The following is a 19,587-nucleotide window of genomic DNA, read 5'->3' on the forward strand; positions in this document are numbered from 1 at the left end:
GGGTGGCGGTTGGTCAGTGGGTGGCGCTGGCCAGGAAGAAGAGGACGGCTACCCAGACGGCGGCGAGGGTGAAGCCCAGCGGGGCGACGTAGCGGCTCATGACAGCTCCGACGTGGCGGCTCGGCGGCCCGGGGAGGGCGGACCGCGGGAGGGGTGGATCGGGACGCGCACACGGAAGTCGTGACCGGGGTGCTTTCCGGCGGTACCCGTCGGATCGGCCGCCGCGACAGGGGTGCGGGGCGGTGGGACGGATACCGGGGGAGCGGGCCAGCTCAGGCGGAGCGGGGCTCAGCGTGGCTGGCGGTCGGCCCGGCCACGACTGGGAGGATCGCTATCTCGCACAGCGATCACCTCCTGCGGTCGGATTCCGGGGCGACGCGGGCCGCCGAGCGACCCACAAACGCGGATCATCGTACACCCGGGTTTGCGCCCGGCCCACTCGGCCGACCGGCCGACGGGAACGCGCCCGTTCATCGGTCGACGGCGGCCCGGCCGCCGCTGACCGGTGCCGTCGTCGGCCGGGGCTCGCCGCGCCGGACGAGCAGCACCAGCACGGCGGTGAGCACCGGCAGCCAACCGATCCGGGCCAGCAACCATCTCGGATCGTCCGGCGCGGTGTGCAGCCCCGACAGGGCGGTCCCGCCGTGTGCGGCGAGCACCACCACCGCGACCAGCACCGGCTGGTGCCAGAGGTAGATGCGTACCGCATGCCGGTTGATCCCGCTGGCCAGCCTGCGAGGCAGCGGCCGGGACAGCAGTCGCACCAGTGTCGGCCGGGCCAACAGGCCGAGACCTGTCTGGGTCACCGCGAGCGCCACCACGAGCAACGATGGCGGATCGAGATTGGATCGGCCCTCGCCGGGGATCCCGACCGCGCTGACCGGATAGCCGAGGGCGAGTGCGGTGGCCAGTCCGACCGCCCCGGTGGCAGCCAGCCAGCGGGCGTCACGCCGTCGGCTCAGTCGGCCGTCCGCGTGGGCCAGTCCCAGCAGGTACGGCACGGCCCAGGCTGCCAGCACCGTCACCGGTGGCAGCCAGGTGCCGGCCGGGAGCAGCCGCACGGCCAGGTCGGCGCTGGCCACCACGGCCGCCGCGGTGACCGCGCAGCGCGGCGTGCCCCAGCGGTGTACGGCGGCGCGCAGCGGGCCGGTGAGGACCACCAGGGCCAGCAGGGGGGCCAGGAACCAGAGGGGGCTGATCGCCAGGGTCAGCGCCACCGACAGGGTGCCGTCGGGGACGCCGGCGACGGCAGCGGCCAGCAGTACGGCTGACCCGGTGCCGAGCAGGGCGATCGCGGGCAGGAGCAGCCGCCGCAGCCGGTGTGTCACCCAAGCGGGACCGGAATGCCGGTCAGCCGACCGGGCGGAGGCGTGACCAGCGGCGAAGAAGAACAGCCCGACGGTCTGCAACACCCAGCTGACCGGGGCCAGGGTCGGCATCGTGGTGAGCGGGCTGGCCAGGTTCAGCGCGCCTTCCGCGTCGAGTACCAGGCCGGTGACGAGCCAATGACCGAGCACCACTCCGGCGACGGCGAATGCGCGCAGCCCGTCGACGAGGGGGTCCCGAGCCGGTCGGTGGGCGGTGCGCTGACCTCTCATCGGGTCGCTCCCGCCGCTGTGCCTGTCGCACCACACAGCACCACCTCGGCGATTGCCGAGAGGGTCGGCCCGCCGGGCAGCAGGTAACCGTCGTGGCCGGTCGAGGCGGCCGGCAGCGGCCGCGCACCGAAGGAGGCGTCGGCCGGCCGGACCCCGTGTCCCAACCCGGGCAGGCGGAGCTGGGGCACCCGCCGGATCCAGTCGTCCGGTGCCTCGGCCGCCCAGACGCGGACCGGGCCGAATTGGTCGGCGTGCTCCGCGCCGACACCCACACCGCCGAGGGTGACCACGTCGGTGACCTGCGGCGGGGCGTCCATGGCGGCCAGCCCGACGACAAGCGCGCCGTAGCTGTGCCCCACCAGCGTGATGCGGGTGGCCGGTAGCTGCCCGGCCAGTGTCCGCAGGTGGTCACCGAGCTGGTCGGCACCCCGGCGGGCGGCAACCGGGGTGGCTGCGGTGGCGATGCCGTCGGGCGGGTCGTAGCCGAGCCAGGCCAGGACGGCCACCCTGGCGTGCGGATCGGCGGCGTGCAAGGCGGCGCGCAGGTCTCGGGCCTGCTGGGCCGGGGCGCGCCGGGGCACTCCGCCCAGCCCTCGGTCGAAGTCGGCGAGCCGGGTACCGACGCCGGGCACCAGCACCACGACCCGATCGGCGCTGGCGAGGTCACCGAGGACCTCGACGGCCCGGCCGTCGCCGTGCGGGTCGAAGGCCAGGAACTGCCGCCCCTGCGCGGCCCAGCGGGCGTACGGCGCTCCGGCGGCCTGCATCGCGGCGGCAGTCGACGGGTACGCCTCGACGAAGCCGGCCGGGGCGGCGTCGGGCGGCACCGTCGGTGGCCGTACCAGCCCGGTCGCCAGCATCGCCGTGAGGCTTAGCCGGACCATTTTCCTGCCCACCATCACGTGCTCCCTCCACCTGGTCGTGGAGGGCAGGATGTGTCGGCGGTGTGGTGCCGGTCGTCAACCCGGGGAGCCGTTCGTGGCTACCACGCTGGAGCTACTCTCCGGCGGCGACCAGTCCGGTCTCGTACGCGAGCACGACGGCCTGGGCGCGGTCGCGCAATTGGAGCTTGGCCAGGATCCGGCCGACGTGGGTCTTGACGGTCTGCTCCGCGACGACCAGTTCGGCGGCGATCTCGGTGTTGGAGCGCCCCTGGGCGATCAGCCGCAGCACCTCGGTCTCGCGTGGGGTGAGCGCGGCGAGGACTGTGGGTCGGGGCCGCTGCCGGTGTGGCCGGGCCGCGAATTCGGCGATCAGGCGGCGGGTGACCGTCGGGGCGAGCAGCGCGTCACCGCTGGCGACGACGCGTACCGCGTGGATCAGGTCGGCGGCGGGGGCGTCCTTGAGCAGGAAGCCGCTGGCTCCGGCGCGCAGCGCCTCGTAGACGTAGTCGTCCAGGTCGAAGGTGGTGAGGATGAGCACACGTGGCCTGTCGCTCGGCCGGTCGCCGAGGAGTTTGCGGGTCGCGGCGAGGCCGTCGAGCACCGGCATCCGCACGTCCATCAGCACCACGTCGGGGTCGAGTCGGCGGGCCTGCGCGACCGCCTGAGCGCCGTCGGCGGCGTCGCCGACCACCAGCAGGTCCGGCTGGGCGGCCAGCAGGGCGCCGAAGCCCTGCCGAACCATCGCCTGGTCGTCGGCGATCAGCACCCGGATCGTCATGTTGGGTCCTTCGGCTCGTCGGATGGCGGCGGGCCGGCCGGCAGCAGCGCGTCGATCGCGTAGCCGCCGTCGGCGGTGGGACAGGCGGTGAAGCTGCCGCCGAGGGCGAGGACCCGCTCGCGCATGCCGGTCAGCCCCTGTCCGCCACCGCGTGCGTCCGGGCTGGCCGGGGTCCCGCTGGCGGCGTTCTGGATGCGTACCGTCAGGGCGCCGGGGCGATCGCGGACCGTGACGCGCACCTCTGCGCCGGCCGCGTGGCGGGCCGCGTTGGCCAGCCCTTCCTGAACGATCCGGTAGGCGGCCAGCCCGACCGGTGCTGGCGGCTCGGCGGCGATGCCGCTGTCCAGTTCCACTGTCATGCCGGCCCGCCGTGCGGCGGCCACCAGGGCGGGTAGTTCAGCAAGCGTCGGCTGCGGGGCGGTCCGAATGCCCTCCGACTCGCTGCGCAGCACGTGCAGCAGCCGCCGCATGTCGGTAAGCGCCGCCCGGGCGGCCTCGGCGATGGAGCTGAATTCGGCCCGGGCCGGTTCGGGCACGGCGAGTCGGTACGGCGCGCTTTCGGCCTGCACCGCGATCAGTGACATGTGGTGCGCGACCACGTCGTGCAGCTCCCGCGCGATGCGGGTGCGCTCCTCCAGCACCGCCCGCCTCGCCTTCTCCAACTCGCTCACCTCGGCCTGCTCGGCCAGCGCCCGTCGGGTGAGCAGGTTGTGCCGCAGCAGGTCGCCGACGATGAGCAGCACCACGAACAGCAGGGTGACGCCCACCTGATTGCCCGGCGGCACGAATATCCAGACCGGCAGCAGGCTGAACAGTCCCGTCCAGGCGAGCACGGCCCGGTCGACCCGTGCCGCCACGGTGATCAGCACGACGACGATGACCAGGACCTGCGTCGGGTTCCACGGCCAGAACTCGTAGGTGGCGGGTCCGAGCACCACGGCGTCGTCCGTCGTGCGCCGGTTGAAGGTGCCGAAGAGCTGCCCGATGAACATGATCCGCCAGGCCAGCAGTGGTCGGGTGGGCAGCAGGGGTAGCGGCGCGACGGTGAGCAGCGCGATGACCCACGCGGTGGCGATGGGCAGGCGCCGGGTTTCCAGCAGGAACTGCGCGGTGATCAGGGCCAGCCCGAGCAGCACCAGCAGCCCGATCGTGCGCAGCACGGCGGCGGTGCGGGGCCGGTGCCGCAACCGGTCCAGCGGTGGGCGCCTCGCCGGATAGTCCGGTCCCATCACGGTGCGGCGCAGCCCCGCCAGGGCGACACGGACGGTACTGCGGTCCATATCCCGGCAGGGTAGTTCGAGTGGCCGGCTCCGTCGTGCGACCAGGGAGTGATCCATCCAGTGGTACCCGGGTATGACGTGCGGCGGTTAGTGATTACTGTGCGGTAGCGCCTAGTCTCCAAGCCGCAGCGATCTTTGGGAGGGGACGCACCGTGTCGCGAACTGTGCTGGTTACCGGGGGCAACCGGGGGATCGGTCTGGCCATCGCCCAGGCCTTCGCCAAGCAGGGTGACCGGGTGGCGATCACCCACCGGGGCAGCGGGGCCCCGGACGGGCTGTTCGGCGTGCGATGTGACATCACCGACAGCGAGTCCGTCGAGGCGGCCTTCGCAGCGGTGGAAGCGGAGCTGGGGCCGGTGGAGGTGCTGGTCGCCAACGCGGGCATCACCGACGACACGCTGCTGCTGCGGATGTCGGAGGAGCAGTTCACCCGGGTGCTGAACACCAACCTGACCGGCGCGTACCGCTGCGCCAAGCGGGCCTCCGGGAAGATGCTGCGGGCCAGGTGGGGGCGCATGATCTTCGTCTCCTCGGTGGTCGGCCTGTCCGGCGGCGCCGGCCAGGTCAACTACGCGGCCAGCAAGGCCGGCCTGGTCGGGGTGGCCCGCTCGATCACCCGGGAGCTGGGTGGCCGGAACATCACCGCCAACGTGGTCGCGCCGGGCTTCATCGAGACCGACATGACCGCCGGGCTGACCGACCAGCGCAAGGCCGAGATCCTCAAGTCGATCCCGGCGGGTCGGATGGCCAATCCGGACGAGGTCGCCGCGGTGGTCACCTGGCTGGCGGGCGACAGCGCCGGGTACGTCTCCGGCGCGGTCATCCCGGTCGACGGTGGCCTGGGCATGGGTCACTGAATCCTGAGCACGGAGGAATGAGCGTAATGTCCGGACTGCTGGCCGGTAAGCGGCTGCTCGTCACCGGCGTCATCACCGACGCCTCGATCGCCTTCTCGGTGGCCAAGCTCGCCCAGGAGAACGGCGCCCAGGTCGTGCTGACCGGCTACGGCCGACTGTCACTGGTGGAGCGGATCGCCAAGCGGCTGCCCGAGCCGGCACCCGTGATCGAGCTGGACGTGACCGACCCCGAGCATCTCGCCGGGCTGGCCGACAAGGTCCACGAGCACGTCGACGGCCTCGACGGGTTGGTGCACTCGATTGGTTTCGCCCCGCAGAGCTGCCTCGGTGGCGGGTTCCTCGACGCCTCCTGGGACGACGTGGCGACGGCGCTGCACGTGTCGACGTACTCCTACAAGTCCCTGGCGGTAGCCGCGTTGCCGTTGATGTCGTCGGGCGGCTCGGTGGTCGGCCTGACCTTCGACGCCAGCCAGGCGTGGCCGGTGTACGACTGGATGGGCGTGGCCAAGGCCGGGCTGGAGTCGGCCTCCCGCTACCTCGCCCTGCACCTGGGCAAGCAGGGCATCCGCAGCAACCTGGTGGCCGCCGGTCCGCTGCGCACCATGGCCGCGAAGTCCATCCCCGGCTTCGAGCAGTTCGAGGACGCCTGGGCCGGACGTGCCCCGCTGGGCTGGGACCTCACCGACCAGGAACCGGCCGCCCGGGCCTGTCTCGCCCTGCTGTCGGACTGGTTCCCGGCGACCACCGGCGAGATCGTGCACGTCGACGGCGGGTACCACGCAGTCGGCGCCTGAGGTGTGGCCGGGGCGCTGTTAACGACCGGGACCCGGGGGCGTTGCCGGGACGCCGCAGGCCACCGGCAAGAATGGACCCATGGCGTACGACGCGGTGGTGCTGGTGTCCTTCGGTGGCCCGGAAGGGCCCGACGACGTGCTGCCGTTCCTGCAGAACGTGACCCGGGGGCGGGGCGTCCCGCCGGAGCGGCTGGCCGAGGTCGCCGAGCACTACCACCACTTCGGCGGGGTCTCCCCGATCAACCAGCAGTGCCGCGAGCTGTTGGCGGCGGTCCGCGCCGATTTCGCCGCCAACGGGATCGACCTGCCGGTGTACTGGGGCAACCGGAACTGGGATCCGATGCTCGCCGACACGGTGGCCCAGATGCGCGACGACGGCGTACGACGGGCGTTGGCCTTCGTCACCAGCGCCTTCGGCGGATACTCCTCCTGCCGGCAGTACCAGGAGGACATCACCGCCGCGCGGGCGGCGGTCGGCCCGGACGCGCCCGTGATCGAGAAGCTACGCCAGTTCTGGGATCATCCCGGCTTCGTCGAGCCGCACGTCGACGCGGTGCGCTCCGCGCTCGCCCAACTCGACCCGGCGCGGCGGGACAGCACCCGGCTCGTGTTCACCGCACACTCGGTGCCGATCTCGGCGGCCGACAGCGCCGGCCCGCACGGCGGCCGGTACACCGCCCAACTCGCCGAGACGGCGCGTCTGGTGCACGCGGCGGCGGCCCCGGACCTGCCGTACGACCTGGTCTGGCAGAGCCGGTCGGGCCCGCCCCACGTGCCGTGGCTGGAGCCGGACATCAACGACCACCTGGAGACGCTCGCCGAGCAGGGCGTGACCGGGGTGGTGGTCAGCCCGATCGGTTTCGTCTCGGACCACCTTGAGGTGGTGTGGGACCTGGACACCGAGGCGTTGGACACGGCCAAGCGGCTCGGGGTGGACTTCGTCCGCGCCGGTACCCCCGGCACCGACCCGCGCTACGTGACCATGGTGCGGGAACTGGTGCGGGAACGGATCGACCCGGACGGCGCGGAGCTGCGTCGTCGGCTGGGTGAGCTGCCGATGTGGGACACCTGTCCCACGGTCTGCTGCGTCCCACCCCGCCGTCCGTCCTGACCGCCGCGGCGAACCCGACGACACCCCTGGGGATGATCATGCAGGACCGTAAGCCCGTCGAGAGCTGGCTCAGCGACATGGACGGCGTGCTGGTGCACGAGGGCCAGCCGGTGCCGGGCGCGCCGGAGTTCGTCAAGCGGCTGCGTGCCTCCGGCAAGCCGTTCCTGGTGCTGACCAACAACTCCATCTACACCCCGCGCGACCTGCAGGCCCGGTTGGCTCGGATGGGCCTGGACGTGCCGGAGCAGGCGATCTGGTCGTCCGCCCTGGCCACCGCCCAGTTCCTGGCCGACCAGCGGCCGGGCGGCACCGCGTACGTCATCGGGGAGGCCGGGCTGACCACCGCTCTGCACGCGGTGGGCTACGTGCTCAGCGACTTCGCCCCCGACTACGTGGTGCTGGGGGAGACCCGCACCTACAGCTTCGAGGCGATCACCAAGGCGGTGCGGTTGATCAACGACGGGGCGCGGTTCATCTGCACCAACCCCGACGCCACCGGGCCCTCGGTGGAGGGTGCCCTGCCGGCCGCCGGCTCGGTGGCCGCGATGATCTCGAAAGCCACCGGAGTGGAGCCGTACTTCGTCGGCAAGCCCAATCCGATGATGATGCGGTCGGCCCTGAACACGATCAACGCACACTCGGAGAGCACCGCGATGATCGGTGACCGGATGGACACCGACATCCTCTGTGGCCTGGAAGCCGGGCTGGAGACCATCCTGGTGCTGACCGGGATCAGTTCCCGGGCGGAGGCGGAACGCTATCCGTACCGCCCCTCCCGCATCGTCAACTCGGTCGCCGACCTGATCGACGAGGTCTGAGCCGGCACCTGGTCACTGGCGTGCCGCGTCGCGGCACAGGAATTCGGTGAGCACCGGGGCGAGGACGGTCGCCGGCACACCGTGCCACTCGCCGGGCAGGCCGCGCTGCTCGGCGGCGGGCAGCAGGCCGGCCGTGGTGGCAGCCATCTCGGCCAGGTCGTCGGTGCTGCCGGCGCTGTGCAGGACCAGCGCCGGGGTGGTGACCCGGGCGAGCACCGTCGGCCCGGTGGCTTCGCTGAGCAGGCTGTCGTACGCCAGGGTGTGCGCCACCGAGACCATGGCGTTCCAGTGTGGGGTGTCGCGCATCCCGGCCAGCAGCTGCTCAGGTACGCCGATGGAGGTCAGGAAGAACGTCACCGCCTCGGCGCCGCCCAGTCGGCTCAGCTCAGCGGTGAAGGCCCGTTGGGCGGCTTCGTCGTCGTCGACGCTAAGCGGTGGCTCCAACAGGACCAGCCGCCGCACGTCGAGGCCGGCGGCGGCCGCGTGCAACGCGAGCAGACACCCCGAGGAGTACCCGTACAACGCGGCGGGCGCGTTCGCCACGGCGATCAGTGCGGCGAGGTCCTCGACCTCGCGTTCGGGGGCGTAGGGCGGTGTGTCGTCACTGTCCCCACGCCCACGACGGTCGTAGCGGTAGACAGTGAAGTCGGGCATGAGCAGGTCGGCGAGCTCACCGAGTGGGCTGTTGGCGCGGAAGTGCCCGGCGGCGTCGATGAGGATCAGCGGGGGGCCGGCACCCTCGCGTTGGTAGGCGATGCGCGTGCCGTCCCGTGAGGTGACCATCGGCATGAACTGAACCGTACAGTACAGTTACGGCGTGGGAAAGGACGTCAACCGGCGCGGGATCCTCGACGCCGCCCTGATCGAGTTCCTCGAACACGGCTATGTGGCTGCCGGGATGGACCGGATCGCCGCCCGCGCCGGTGTCTCCAAGGTGACCGTGTACGCGCACTTCACCGACAAACACGGCCTCTTCGAGGCGGTGTTCACCGGCGCGATCGCCGAGGCCGAGCGGGCCGGCTCGGCGTACGTCGAGGCCCTGGCCGACTCCGACGATCTCCCGCGGGACCTGCGGGCCTTCGCCCGTGAGCACATCGCCACGGTCACCGCCCCGCACCTGCTCCAGTTGCGTCGGATGCTGATCGGCGAGGCGGGCCGCTTTCCTGAGCTGGCCCGGGCGTGGCACCGCGCCGCGCCCGAACGTGGCCACGTCACTCTCGCCAGGGCCATCACCCGTCTCGCCGAGCGGGGCCTGCTGCGCGCGCCGGACCCACTGCTCGCGGCGCAGTACCTGAACTATCTGATCCTGTCGATCCCGTTGAACGAGGCGATGTTCGCCGTCCGCGTGTCCTTCTCCGAGGCGGAACTGCATCGCTGGGCCGACGAGGCAGTCCGGATCTTCCTCGCCGCGCACGCTCCCTGAACGGCCACCCACACCCGCGATCTTGCACTTGTGGTCGCCACAATGCGGCCTTCAACCGCTTTTGTCCCCACCAAAACTGCAAGATCGCCGGGTGCCGGGTGCCGGGTGCGGGGGTGGGGTCAGGGACGCAGGGGGGCGTTGCAGGCGGCGACGAGGGCCTGACGGCAGGCGGCGGTGAGCGGGCGCAGGGCGGCGTCGCGCTGCTGGGCCTCGTAGTTGTTGACCGCGCCGCCGGGTGCCGCGTGCCCGGCGAGGGCGAGGACCCGGTCGAGCACGGCGGCGCGGGCGAACAGTCGGCGCGAGCGCGGGTCGAACCCGGGGGGCAGGTCGGTGGTGCCGTCGGGGCGACGCAACGCCTCCAGGGCGCCGGCCAACTCCGGACGCCACTGGGCCACGTCGAGGCGGGTGAGCGCGGCGGTGGTGTCGGCCAGTGCGGCGGCCAGCTCCGCCTCCGCTTCGGCGGCGCCGGGCAGGGTGAGGCAGGCGGCGGGAGCGTCCGCCGGCAGCGGGTGCACTCGCCAGAGCACCGTCTCGAAGGTGTCGCCGGAACCGGAGGTGTGTACGCGTACCTCGGGGATCAGCCCCAGCCCGCCGGCTATCACGGCCTCGCCGGCAACCAGCGCGGCACCGGCGAAGTCGCCCGGGCCGGGTAGGCCGCGCGGGTCGCCCGGCGCCGGCAGCACCAGCCGGATCTCGTCCGGCGAGAGCTTGGCCAGGGTGGGCAGCGCCTCCCGTAGCGGTACGTCGGTCCAGGTGCCGGGCGCGTCGGCGACCAGGTGCTCCTCGGTGCCGGCGACGGCGTCGGCGACCTCGTCGAAGGGCACCAACCCGGCGCGCCACGCGCGCACCCAGGCAACGAACCGGCTCGACCGGCGCGGCGCGAGGATGGCCGCACCCGCAGCGGGGGTGGACATGCCGAAAGAGTACGTGGTGACGCCCGTCCGTGTCTCGACTGCCGCGCCGCCGCCTCCCCGTCGCGCCGATCATGCAGTTGTGGCGCGCGATTGGTTATTCTTCGCGTCTTTTGTCACGTGCCACAACTGCATGATCGCGTTCGTCTGGCCGAGGGTCGGGTGTGTCGGGGTTGGGGGCGTGGTGGCGGCGGGATTAGCGTGGCGGGATGGGGCGGCGGTACGGCGAGGACGTGTTGGCGGGGGACTGGCGGCGGCGGAAGGTGACCCCGGAGATCGACGCCGAAGCGGAACTCGTGGTCGAGGACGCCGAATCCGGCTTCTGCGGGGCGGTCGTCGGCTTCGAATCCGGCGCGGTGGTGCTGGAGGACCGGCACGGTCGGCGGCGTAACTTTCCGCTGTTGCCGGCGGCGTTCCTGCTCGACGGTCGCCCGGTCACCCTGCGCCGTCCCACCCGGCCGCCGGTGCCGGCGGCCCGGCGGCGCACCGCGTCAGGGTCGGTCGCGGTGGACGGGGTACGCGCCCGGGTCGCCCGGGCGAGCCGGATCTGGGTCGAGGGTGTGCACGACGCCGCCCTCGTTGAGCGGATCTGGGGCGACGACCTGCGCATCGAGGGTGTGGTGGTGCAACCGCTGTCCGGCATCGACGCACTCGACGCCGAGGTCCGCGACTTCGGGCCGGGCCCGGGCCGTCGGCTGGGTGTGCTGGTCGACCACCTCGTGCCCGGCTCCAAGGAGAGCCGCATCGTGGCCCGGGTCAACTCGCCGCACGTCCTGGTCACCGGTCACCCCTACGTCGACGTCTGGCAGGCGGTGAAACCGGCCGCGCTGGGCATCGCGGCGTGGCCGGTGGTGCCGCCGGGACGGCCCTGGAAGGAAGGCGTCTGCACCGCGCTCGGTGTCGCCGAACCGGCCGAACTGTGGCGGCTGATCCTGTCCCGGGTGGACAGCTTCGCTGACGTGGAGACGCCGCTGATCAACGCGATGGAGCGGCTGATCGACTTCGTGACCGAACCGGACTGAGCCGCCGGTCCCACCGGCGAGGTCGTCGACCGCTACCGTGAACGGCCTGATCCCTACCACCCCCGGGGGTACGCACGTGAGCCGGTTAGAGCAACTGCGACAGCGGTTGCGTCAGGCGTACGCGACGGGACGCGAGTCGGTGCGTGCGGCCCGCGAGCGGGAGAACGCGCGGCGCATCGAGCGGGCGGCCGAGCGGGATCGGCTGATTCCCGAACCGGTGACGCCGACGGACGACGCGGCCGTCTCCACGACCAGCCGCGACGACGCGGACGTGCCGAGGGGGCTGCGCATCGCCGCCGCCTGGTCGTGGCGGCTCCTGGTCATCGGGATCGTCGGCTGGGCGTTGCTGCGGGTCTTCGGCGCGATCCGTGTCGTCATCGTCCCGTTGCTGGTGGCGTTGCTGCTCGCCGCCCTGCTGGCGCCGGCCGTCGGCTGGCTGCTGCGCGCCCGGTTGCCGCGTACGCTGGCCACCGCCGTGGTGCTCATCGGCGGGCTGGCCGCTGTGGTCGGCACGCTGACCCTGGTGGTCAACGAGTTCATCGCGGGCCTGCCGGAGCTGAGCGCCAGCGCCGCGGCCGGCATCGGGCAGATCCAGACCTGGCTGCGCGACGGTCCGTTGAACCTCTCCGACACCCAACTCGACAGGTACATCGAGGCCGGGCAGAACTGGATCAACGAGAACTCGCAGGCGTTGACCAGCAATGCGCTCGCGACGGCAGGCACCGTGGTCGAGGTGTTCACCGGCGCGCTGCTGGTGCTGTTCGCCACGTTCTTCTTCCTCCGCGACGGCGACCGGATCTGGCGGTTCCTGGTCGGGACGTTCCCGGTCGCCGCCCGCTGGCGGGTCGACGACGCCGGCCGGGCCTCCTGGCGGACCCTGGTCGCCTACGTACGCGCCACGGTGCTGGTGGCGTTCATCGACGCCGTGGGCATCGGGATCGCCCTGGTGCTGTTCGACGTGCCGTTCGCCTTCCCACTGACAGCGCTCGTGTTCCTCGGCGCGTTCATCCCGATCGTCGGCGCGACGCTGTCCGGCGCGGTCGCGGTCCTCGTGGCGTTGGTGGACGCCGGCTGGGTCACCGCCCTGATCATCTTCGGTGCGGTGATCGTGGTGCAGCAGGTGGAGGGCAACGTCCTGCAACCGTGGATCATGGGTCGGGCGGTGGCGTTGCATCCGCTGCCCGTGGTGCTGGCGGTGACCGCCGGGGTGGTGCTGGAGGGCATCGTCGGCGCGCTCGTCGCCGTACCGCTGATCGCGGTGCTCAACACCGCCGTGCGGCGCCTGTCCCGGCAACGGCCGACGCCGCCCACGCCGACACCCACACCGACGCCACCGGTGCCGGAGGTGCCGGAGGCGGTGGTGGTCCGCTCCACCCCGGCCTGACGTACCTCGCCCGGTCGGCCGGGCGAGGTACGTCACGCCGGATCAGGGTTCGTCGTCCGGGGAACGGGTGAAGACGAAGGTGGCGATGTCCAGCGCGACCGGGCGACCTGTCTCGTCGCGCAACACCGCCAGGACCTCGCCGTTCTCGACGCCGCTGACGCCGCGCCACCGGTCGGGCCCCTCCGGGGCGTAGCGGCTGATCCGGTCGCCGCGTGACGCGCCGACCAGCTCTCCGGTGGTGTGGTCCCAGCTGACGTCGAGCGCGGTACCCATCCACCACCAGCGGCCGGTCAGCGGGGCCAGATCGGCCGGCGGTGGGGCCGCGGCCGGCTTCCACGGCCGGGTCGGCGCGGGCTCGACGTCGAGCACGTGGGTGAGGACCCGGTGGCCGAGCGGCCCGATCGCACCGGTGCGGAAGCCGTACGAGTTGGCGAAGCCGACGACGCCGGTGCGGCTGGGTCGGTGCACGGCCAGCGTGGCGACGTAACCGGGCATCGAGCCGCCGTGCCCGACGTGGACCCGGTCGCCGTCGCGGGTGAGCTGGATACCGAGGCCGTATCCGCCGCGCCAGGCGTCCAGGTCGCTGAGGATCACCGGAGCGCACATCTCGTCGAGGGTGGCGGGGCTGAGCACGGCCGGATCCGGGTCGGCGAGGAAAGCCGCCCAGCGGGCGAGATCGGTGACGGTGGACCAGAGCTGACCGGCCGGCGCCATCGCCCGGCTGTCGGTTCGTGGCTCCTCCCGTAGCGTGTCGTGCCAGGGGTGCAGCACGTAGCCCCGGGCGAACGGCTCGGTGGCCACGTAGGTGGTGCGGTGCAGTCCGAGCGGCTCCAGGATCCGCTCCTGCGCCAGTTGGGCCCAGGGCGTACCGGTGACCCGCTCCAGCGCGCCGCCGAGCAGCCCGTACGCCAGGTTGGAGTAGTGCCAGACCCGGTGCGGCGGATGCGCGACCTTCGCGGTGGTGAACCCGGTCAGCAGAGCGGTCAGGTCGACGCCCTCGCTGCGTTCCCACCACGGGCCGTCGGGTTCGCGTTGCAGACCGCCGGCGTGTCCGAGTAACTGGCGCAGGGTGACCGCGCCGGCTGCGGCAGCCTCGGGCAGGTGCCGGCGCAGCGGGTCGTCCAGTGCCAGCCGGCCGGCGTCGCGTTCCTGCATCACCAGCACGGCGGTCATCGTCTTGGTGATCGAGCCGATCCGGTACTGGAGATCGGCGTCGGGGGGCGGCTGCGTGCCGGCGGCGGCCAGATGGGCCAGCGTGCCGTCGCGGACCACGCCGATGATCAGCGATGGGATGTGGCCGGCGGACTGCGCGTCGGCCACCAGAGCGTCGACCTGCCGGGCGGTTTCGGGACGCAGGGGCACGAAGTCTCCCTCGATGTCGGTGGGGTCGCTCTAAGATCATGACAGTTCGATGACACGTGCACGGACATGTCACGATCGTTACGTGGATGCCGTGTTGTGGATCGTGCTGGGTGTGGTGCTGGCGGTCGCTGAGATCTTCACGGCGACCCTGTTCCTGATCATGTTTGCGGTCGGCGCGTTCGCCGCTGCGGGCGCCGCCGCGCTGGGTGCGCCGGTGGCCGTGCAGGCAGTGGTCTTCGCGGTCGTCTCCGCGCTGACCGTGTTCGCCGCGCGACCGGTCATCCAACGACACAAACAGACCAGCTCCGACAGCGACGACACCACCTTCGGGGTCGAGGCGATCGAGGGCTCGACCGCCCTGGTGCTTGAGCACGTGGACGCCGACCGGGGCATGGTGAAGATCGACGGCGAGGTGTGGAGCGCTCGCGCCTACGACGCCACCCAGGTTTTCGCACCCGGCGAGCGGGTGCAGGTTATCCAGGTCAAGGGAGCGGTAGCCCTGGTCTGGCGGGACGTCACCACTCCCGGTGAGCTACCCGAAGCGGAAAGGTGAACGGATGGAGTTCGTAGTTCCCGCCCTATTGATAGCAGTGGCGCTGATCGCCGTGGTCACCCTGGCCAAGTCGGTGCGGATCGTGCCGCAGCAGCGTCAGGACGTCGTCGAGCGGCTCGGCCGGTACAAGCGCACGCTGAATCCCGGCCTCAACATTCTCGTGCCGTTCATCGACGCGGTGCGTACCAAGGTCGACATGCGCGAGCAGGTGGTCAGCTTCCCGCCGCAGCCGGTGATCACCTCGGACAACCTGGTCGTGTCGATCGACACCGTCCTCTACTTCAAGGTGGTGGACTCCGTCCGGGCCACCTACGAGATCTCCAACTTCCTCCAGGCGATCGAGCAGCTGACCGTCACCACGCTGCGTAACGTGATCGGCTCGCTGGACCTGGAGCGGGCGCTTACCAGCCGGGAAGAGATCAACCGGCACCTCTCCGGCGTGCTGGACGAGACCACCGGTCGCTGGGGCATCAAGGTGACCCGGGTGGAGATCAAGGCGATCGAGCCGCCGCCGAGCATCCGCGACTCCATGGAGAAGCAGATGCGCGCCGAGCGGGACCGCCGGGCGGCGATCCTGAACGCCGAGGGGCACAAGCAGTCGCAGATCCTCTCGGCCGAGGGTGAGAAGCAGGCGGCGGTGCTGCGCGCCGACGGTGACCGGCAGGCCCGGATCCTGCAGGCCGAAGGTCAGGCGAAGGCGATCCGTACCGTTTTCGACGCCATCCACCAGGCCAACCCGAGCCAGAAGGTGCTCGCCTACCAGTACCTCCAGGCCCTGCCGCAGATCGCCAACGGCACGGCCAACAAGGTGTGGATCGTGCCGACCGAGCTGACCAGGGCCCTGGAGGGTATGGGCGGCGCACTCGGCGGTCTGGGCCAGATGGTCGGCGACGCGCCGAGCAAGGAGGCCTCCGACGATGCCAGCGCCGTCGAGCGGGAGGCCGCGGAGGCCGCGCAGGCCGCCGCCGCGGCGGCCCAGGAGATCCACAACGAGGTACGCGTAGCCGAGGCGCAGGCCACCGGCGGCAACAGCCCGCAAGGGCTGCCCGCGCCGGAGCCGGTTTCCCCGGCTGCCCTGCTCAACGACACCTCGGATCAGCGCGAGCGCGGCTGACCCGATCCGGTGCCGGCCCGAACCGCTGTGGCGGTTCGGGCCGGTTCGCGTCCTGAGCCCGGGTTCGCGCCCTGACCTGATTCGCGGTCTCCGCCGCCGCCACATGGCCCGGGATGCCGCAACTCGCGGTCTGCACGTGGCTGGTTGGCCCGGGATGCCGCGACTCGCGCTCTCCGCCTGCCTGGTGGGCGCGGGATGCCGCAACCCGGGCACCACGACGGCGGGGCACCGACCGGGTGTCTGACCGGTGGTCTGGCGCAGTGGCGGGGCCGGGTTCCGCCGGCCGGGCTCGGCCCCGACGGCAAATGCGAGAAAGGCTCATGAGGCGTCCCGGTGCCTGCCACCATCGGTCCTAGTACGGGTGGTGACCAGGCATCGGGGCGCCTCGGCGCGTCCCGGCACCACCCGCAGGTGAGCGAGGTGACGCATGGAGCCGGTGCGGCGGCTGTGGTCCACGCCGGAAGTGCCCGGAGCCCACGACCCGAAGGGACCGATGGGCACCCGGCGTACGGGTGGGGGGTTCGGCGTTCTTCCCTTCATCGACGAACCGGCACCACCCGGGCCCGCCACCAACGCCAGCTGGGCCTGGTCGCTGCGGCGGCTGGCCCGCGCTGCGGTCTGGTTGCTGCCGGCGTACGCCATCCTCTACGGCGCAGTGGCGATGGCCAGCGACGGTGGGGTGGGCAACGACCCGTATCCGGCCGACGGCCGGGCGCTGTACCTGATCGGCTGGGTTGCCGCGGTCTGGCTCGGCCTGCTGGCCCTGCTCGGGCTGACCGGGCTGCTCGCCGCCACCCGCAGCCGGCACGCCGCCGTGGCCGGCCTGCTGGTCAGCATCGCCGGTACGGTGCTCATGCTGCCCTTCGCGGGGCTGTCCGAGCAGACTCCGGTGTTTGGCACCAGCGCCCGATCGCTGGTGCTGGTGGGCGCCACCTGCTACAGCGCCGGCTGGCTGCTCACCGGGTGGGCGGTGGCCCGCTCGGGGATGTTCAGCATCGGGGACGGAACGATGCTGATCATCGCTAGCCCGCTGCTCGGCCTCGGCGGCGCGTTGATCGGGTCGTTGCAGACCTTCGGAGCGATCTTCGTGTTGATCTCCGGCATCGGCATCTGCTACCGCTCGGGCCGCCTGCTGCCCCGGGAGATCCTCCGGGACGCCACCAGCGCCAGCGTCGCCACCGCCGGTCCGCCCGCGCCGATGGGCCCCGGCGGCGCGGGCCCACTCGGAACGGCTTGAGCAGGCCGGCGACCCGCCCCTCGGGCGGCATGGCGCGGCATGTGCCTGACGGTCATCGTCCGTTTGGCCGGCGACGGCGCGGACATCCGTCGGTTCGGACCGGACCGGGGCGTCGACGCGCCAGTTGCCGACAAGGTCGACGTGCCAGGTTGCCGACAAGTCGGAACCGTTGTCTGTTCTGCGACCGGCTGCGCCGCCTGTCGGCGCTCGCCCCGAATCCGGCGATCTCCTCGACGACCAGCGCAGCAGTAGCTGGCAAATAGCGGTGAATTGCCTGACAACTGACCGATTGTGGTGGCCGGAAGGTGGCATTCGCGGCAATCCTGGGGACCATGGCCACCCCTACGCCGCTGTCGCGGCTGTTCACCGTCGTACTGGCCGGAGTACTCGCCGGCCTGGTCCTGGCGGTCGCCGCGCTGCCGGGCAACCTGTTGCTCGGTTTCGCCGCGAAGGCGGCACTCGGGAACTACGCCGCGCTGCCCGACGCGTTGCGGACCCCGGCCACCCCGCAACGGTCCTACCTCTACGCCAACGACGGCAAGACGTTGATCACCACGTTCTACGACGTCAACCGGACCGACGTGGCGCTGGCGGAGATCGCGCCGGTGATGCGCCAGGCCATCGTGGCCGCCGAGGACCGGCGGTTCTACGAGCACGGCGGGGTCGACCTGCGCGGCATGCTCCGGGCGGTGGTCAGCAACGTCGCCGAGGGCAGCGGGCAGGGCGGCTCGACGCTTACCATGCAGTACGTCCGCAACGTGCTCAAGACCGATCCGAGCCGCACGGCGGAAGAGCGGGCCGCGGCCACCGAACCGACCATCGGGCGCAAGCTCCAGGAGATCCGGTACGCCAACGCGCTGGAGCAGCGTCTCGGCAAGGACGAGATCCTCAACCGCTACCTCAACATCGCCTACTTCGGCTCCGGGGCGTACGGGGTGGCCGCCGCGAGCCAGCGCTACTTCTCCAAGGCGCCGGCCGACCTGACCCTCGCCGAGGCGGCGCTGCTCGCCGGTCTGGTGCAGTCGCCGGAGGCGTACAGCCCGATCGACGGCGACGCCGACGCGGCGTTGGAGCGCCGGGGGTACGTGCTGGACTCCATGGTCGAGACCGGCGCGATCACCGCTGCGCAGGCCGCCGACGCCCGGGCCGAGACGTTGACGCTGGACCCGAGCGAGCAGGCCAACGGTTGTGCCGCCACCGCCGGCGGGGGCGGAGAATGGGGCTTCTTCTGCGACTACCTGCGCCGCTGGTGGGTCGGTCAGCCGGAGTTCGGCGACACCGTGCAGGAGCGGGAGCAGGCGCTACGGCGCGGCGGCTACAGCGTGGTCACCACGCTGGACCCGCAGATCCAGGCCACCGCGCAGCGCCAGGCCACCGACATCTACGGGTACGACAACCCGCGTGCGGTACCGATCGCCGCCGTCGAGCCCGGCACCGGTCGCGTCCTGGCGATGGCGGTCAACCGGCACTACAGCCTCGACGGCAACCCCGACGGGCAGGTCAACTACCCGAACACCGTCAATCCGTTGATCTCCGGCGGCACCGGTGTCGCCGGCTACCAGGCGGGCTCCACCTTCAAGCTGTTCACCATGCTCGCCGCGCTGGAATCCGGACGGACCCTGTCCACCGGCTTCGACGCGCCGAGTCGGCTGCCCACCCGGTACCCGGCCGAGGGGGAGAGCAGCTGCGACGGCCGCTGGTGCCCGGCCAACTCCAACCCGGAGTGGATGGACGGCTACCGGATGATGTGGGACGGCTTCGGTCGCTCGGTGAACACCTACTTCGTCTGGCTGGCCGAGCAGGTCGGGCCGGAGAAGGTGGTCGAGATGGCCCAGCGACTGGGCATCACCTTCCGCGCCGAGTCCGACGCCGACTTCGCCGAGAACGACGCGGCCGACTGGGGCGCGTTCACCCTCGGCGTGGCCGCCACCACCCCACTCGACCTGGCCAACGCGTACGCGACGGTGGCGGCCGAGGGGACGTACTGCGCGCCGCTGCCGGTGGTGTCGGTGACCGCGCCGGACGGCCAGCGGCTGCCAATCGGCGATCCGGACTGCCGCGAGGTGCTCGACCCCGACGTGGCCCGCGCCGCAACGGACGCGGCGCGCTGCCCGGTGGGTCAGCAGTCCGCCTTCGGGCAGTGCAACGGGGGCACTGCCACCGCCGTGAACCGGATTCTCGACGGGCGCCCGGTGGCCGGCAAGACCGGCAGCTCCGACCAGGCCGCCACGGAGAGCTTCGTCGGCTTCACCCCGCAGGTCGCGGTCGCCGGTATCGCCGCCAACCCGGACGATCCGACCGACCACGTCGGTGCCGCCGTGCAGGCCCGGGTGATCGACGCGGTCGCCCGGATCATCGGCACGGCGGTCGAGGGCCAGCCGGAACAGGCGTTCACCCCGCCCAGCCGCGAACTCGTCGGCACCCCCCGCCGCCCGGTCGAACGCGATCCGCTCCCCGACCC

General features: G+C 72.0%; 18 protein-coding genes. 11 read left to right on the forward strand and 7 right to left on the reverse strand.

Annotated elements, in window-relative coordinates; genetic code table 11:
- Window positions 1-470: 470 nt before the first annotated feature.
- From KBX50_RS31410 to KBX50_RS31425, 4 genes are all read right to left on the reverse strand, one after another.
- Window positions 471-1,598: an acyltransferase gene (locus tag KBX50_RS31410; RefSeq protein WP_210941473.1), complete on the reverse strand. Its 1,128-nt coding sequence runs from the start codon at window positions 1,596-1,598 to the stop codon at window positions 471-473.
- Window positions 1,595-2,497, reverse strand: coding sequence for an alpha/beta hydrolase (locus KBX50_RS31415; protein ID WP_210941474.1), 903 nt, complete (start codon window positions 2,495-2,497; stop codon window positions 1,595-1,597). Before KBX50_RS31415 ends, KBX50_RS31410 begins: the two co-directional genes overlap by 4 nt.
- A gap of 97 nt (window positions 2,498-2,594) precedes the next feature.
- Window positions 2,595-3,260, reverse strand: a complete 666-nt coding sequence (locus KBX50_RS31420) for a response regulator transcription factor (protein WP_210941475.1) — start codon at window positions 3,258-3,260, stop codon at window positions 2,595-2,597.
- On the reverse strand, window positions 3,257-4,540 hold the full coding sequence (locus tag KBX50_RS31425) for a sensor histidine kinase (RefSeq protein WP_210941476.1): 1,284 nt from the start codon (window positions 4,538-4,540) through the stop codon (window positions 3,257-3,259). Before KBX50_RS31425 ends, KBX50_RS31420 begins: the two co-directional genes overlap by 4 nt.
- A 152-nt stretch (window positions 4,541-4,692) precedes the next feature.
- Between KBX50_RS31425 and fabG the strand changes: the two genes are divergently transcribed.
- The 4 genes from fabG (at window position 4,693) to KBX50_RS31445 (ending at window position 8,120) form a co-directional block, all read left to right on the forward strand.
- The gene (gene fabG / locus KBX50_RS31430) at window positions 4,693-5,397 is read left to right on the forward strand and encodes a 3-oxoacyl-ACP reductase FabG (RefSeq protein ID WP_210941477.1); all 705 of its coding nucleotides are present in this window, start codon (window positions 4,693-4,695) and stop codon (window positions 5,395-5,397) included.
- A 26-nt stretch (window positions 5,398-5,423) separates the two neighbouring features.
- Window positions 5,424-6,191, forward strand: coding sequence for an enoyl-ACP reductase FabI (gene fabI / locus KBX50_RS31435; protein WP_210941478.1), 768 nt, complete (start codon window positions 5,424-5,426; stop codon window positions 6,189-6,191).
- 79 nt (window positions 6,192-6,270) lie between these two features.
- The gene (locus KBX50_RS31440; RefSeq protein WP_210941479.1) at window positions 6,271-7,302 is read left to right on the forward strand and encodes a ferrochelatase; all 1,032 of its coding nucleotides are present in this window, start codon (window positions 6,271-6,273) and stop codon (window positions 7,300-7,302) included.
- A complete protein-coding gene (locus tag KBX50_RS31445) occupies window positions 7,251-8,120 on the forward strand; it encodes an HAD-IIA family hydrolase (RefSeq protein WP_210941480.1) in 870 nt (289 codons plus the stop codon). The genes KBX50_RS31440 and KBX50_RS31445 overlap by 52 nt, the downstream gene beginning before the upstream one ends.
- 12 nt (window positions 8,121-8,132) lie before the next feature.
- On the opposite strand, the gene KBX50_RS31450 is transcribed toward KBX50_RS31445, so the two are convergent.
- Window positions 8,133-8,909, reverse strand: a complete 777-nt coding sequence (locus tag KBX50_RS31450; protein ID WP_210941481.1) for an alpha/beta fold hydrolase — start codon at window positions 8,907-8,909, stop codon at window positions 8,133-8,135.
- Between the two features lie 28 nt (window positions 8,910-8,937).
- On the opposite strand from KBX50_RS31450, the gene KBX50_RS33710 reads away from it, so the two are divergent.
- A complete protein-coding gene (locus KBX50_RS33710) occupies window positions 8,938-9,543 on the forward strand; it encodes a TetR/AcrR family transcriptional regulator (protein ID WP_210941482.1) in 606 nt (201 codons plus the stop codon).
- 119 nt (window positions 9,544-9,662) lie between these two features.
- On the opposite strand, the gene KBX50_RS31460 is transcribed toward KBX50_RS33710, so the two are convergent.
- Window positions 9,663-10,457, reverse strand: a complete 795-nt coding sequence (locus KBX50_RS31460; RefSeq protein WP_093407386.1) for a hypothetical protein — start codon at window positions 10,455-10,457, stop codon at window positions 9,663-9,665.
- Between the two features lie 206 nt (window positions 10,458-10,663).
- On the opposite strand from KBX50_RS31460, the gene KBX50_RS31465 reads away from it, so the two are divergent.
- Window positions 10,664-11,476 carry a DUF3097 domain-containing protein gene (locus tag KBX50_RS31465; RefSeq protein WP_210941483.1) on the forward strand — a complete coding sequence of 271 codons (813 nt, stop codon included), beginning with the start codon at window positions 10,664-10,666 and terminating at the stop codon, window positions 11,474-11,476.
- A gap of 76 nt (window positions 11,477-11,552) precedes the next feature.
- Complete coding sequence (locus KBX50_RS31470) at window positions 11,553-12,860, forward strand: AI-2E family transporter (RefSeq protein WP_210941484.1); 1,308 nt, start codon at window positions 11,553-11,555, stop codon at window positions 12,858-12,860.
- A 42-nt stretch (window positions 12,861-12,902) separates the two neighbouring features.
- On the opposite strand, the gene KBX50_RS31475 is transcribed toward KBX50_RS31470, so the two are convergent.
- Window positions 12,903-14,222, reverse strand: coding sequence for a serine hydrolase (locus tag KBX50_RS31475; protein ID WP_210941485.1), 1,320 nt, complete (start codon window positions 14,220-14,222; stop codon window positions 12,903-12,905).
- An 82-nt stretch (window positions 14,223-14,304) separates the two neighbouring features.
- On the opposite strand from KBX50_RS31475, the gene KBX50_RS31480 reads away from it, so the two are divergent.
- The 4 genes from KBX50_RS31480 to KBX50_RS31495 form a co-directional block, all read left to right on the forward strand.
- On the forward strand, window positions 14,305-14,775 hold the full coding sequence (locus KBX50_RS31480; RefSeq protein WP_093407378.1) for an NfeD family protein: 471 nt from the start codon (window positions 14,305-14,307) through the stop codon (window positions 14,773-14,775).
- A gap of 4 nt (window positions 14,776-14,779) precedes the next feature.
- Window positions 14,780-15,889, forward strand: a complete 1,110-nt coding sequence (locus KBX50_RS31485; RefSeq protein WP_210941486.1) for an SPFH domain-containing protein — start codon at window positions 14,780-14,782, stop codon at window positions 15,887-15,889.
- A 427-nt stretch (window positions 15,890-16,316) separates the two neighbouring features.
- The gene (locus KBX50_RS31490) at window positions 16,317-17,126 is read left to right on the forward strand and encodes a hypothetical protein (protein ID WP_210941487.1); all 810 of its coding nucleotides are present in this window, start codon (window positions 16,317-16,319) and stop codon (window positions 17,124-17,126) included.
- Between the two features lie 332 nt (window positions 17,127-17,458).
- Window positions 17,459-19,587: transglycosylase domain-containing protein (locus KBX50_RS31495; RefSeq protein WP_210941488.1), on the forward strand; the 2,129-nt coding region annotated here is incomplete at its 3' end.

Source organism: Micromonospora sp. C51, assembly GCF_018070435.1.
GTDB classification, from domain to species: Bacteria; Actinomycetota; Actinomycetes; order Mycobacteriales; family Micromonosporaceae; genus Micromonospora; species Micromonospora sediminimaris.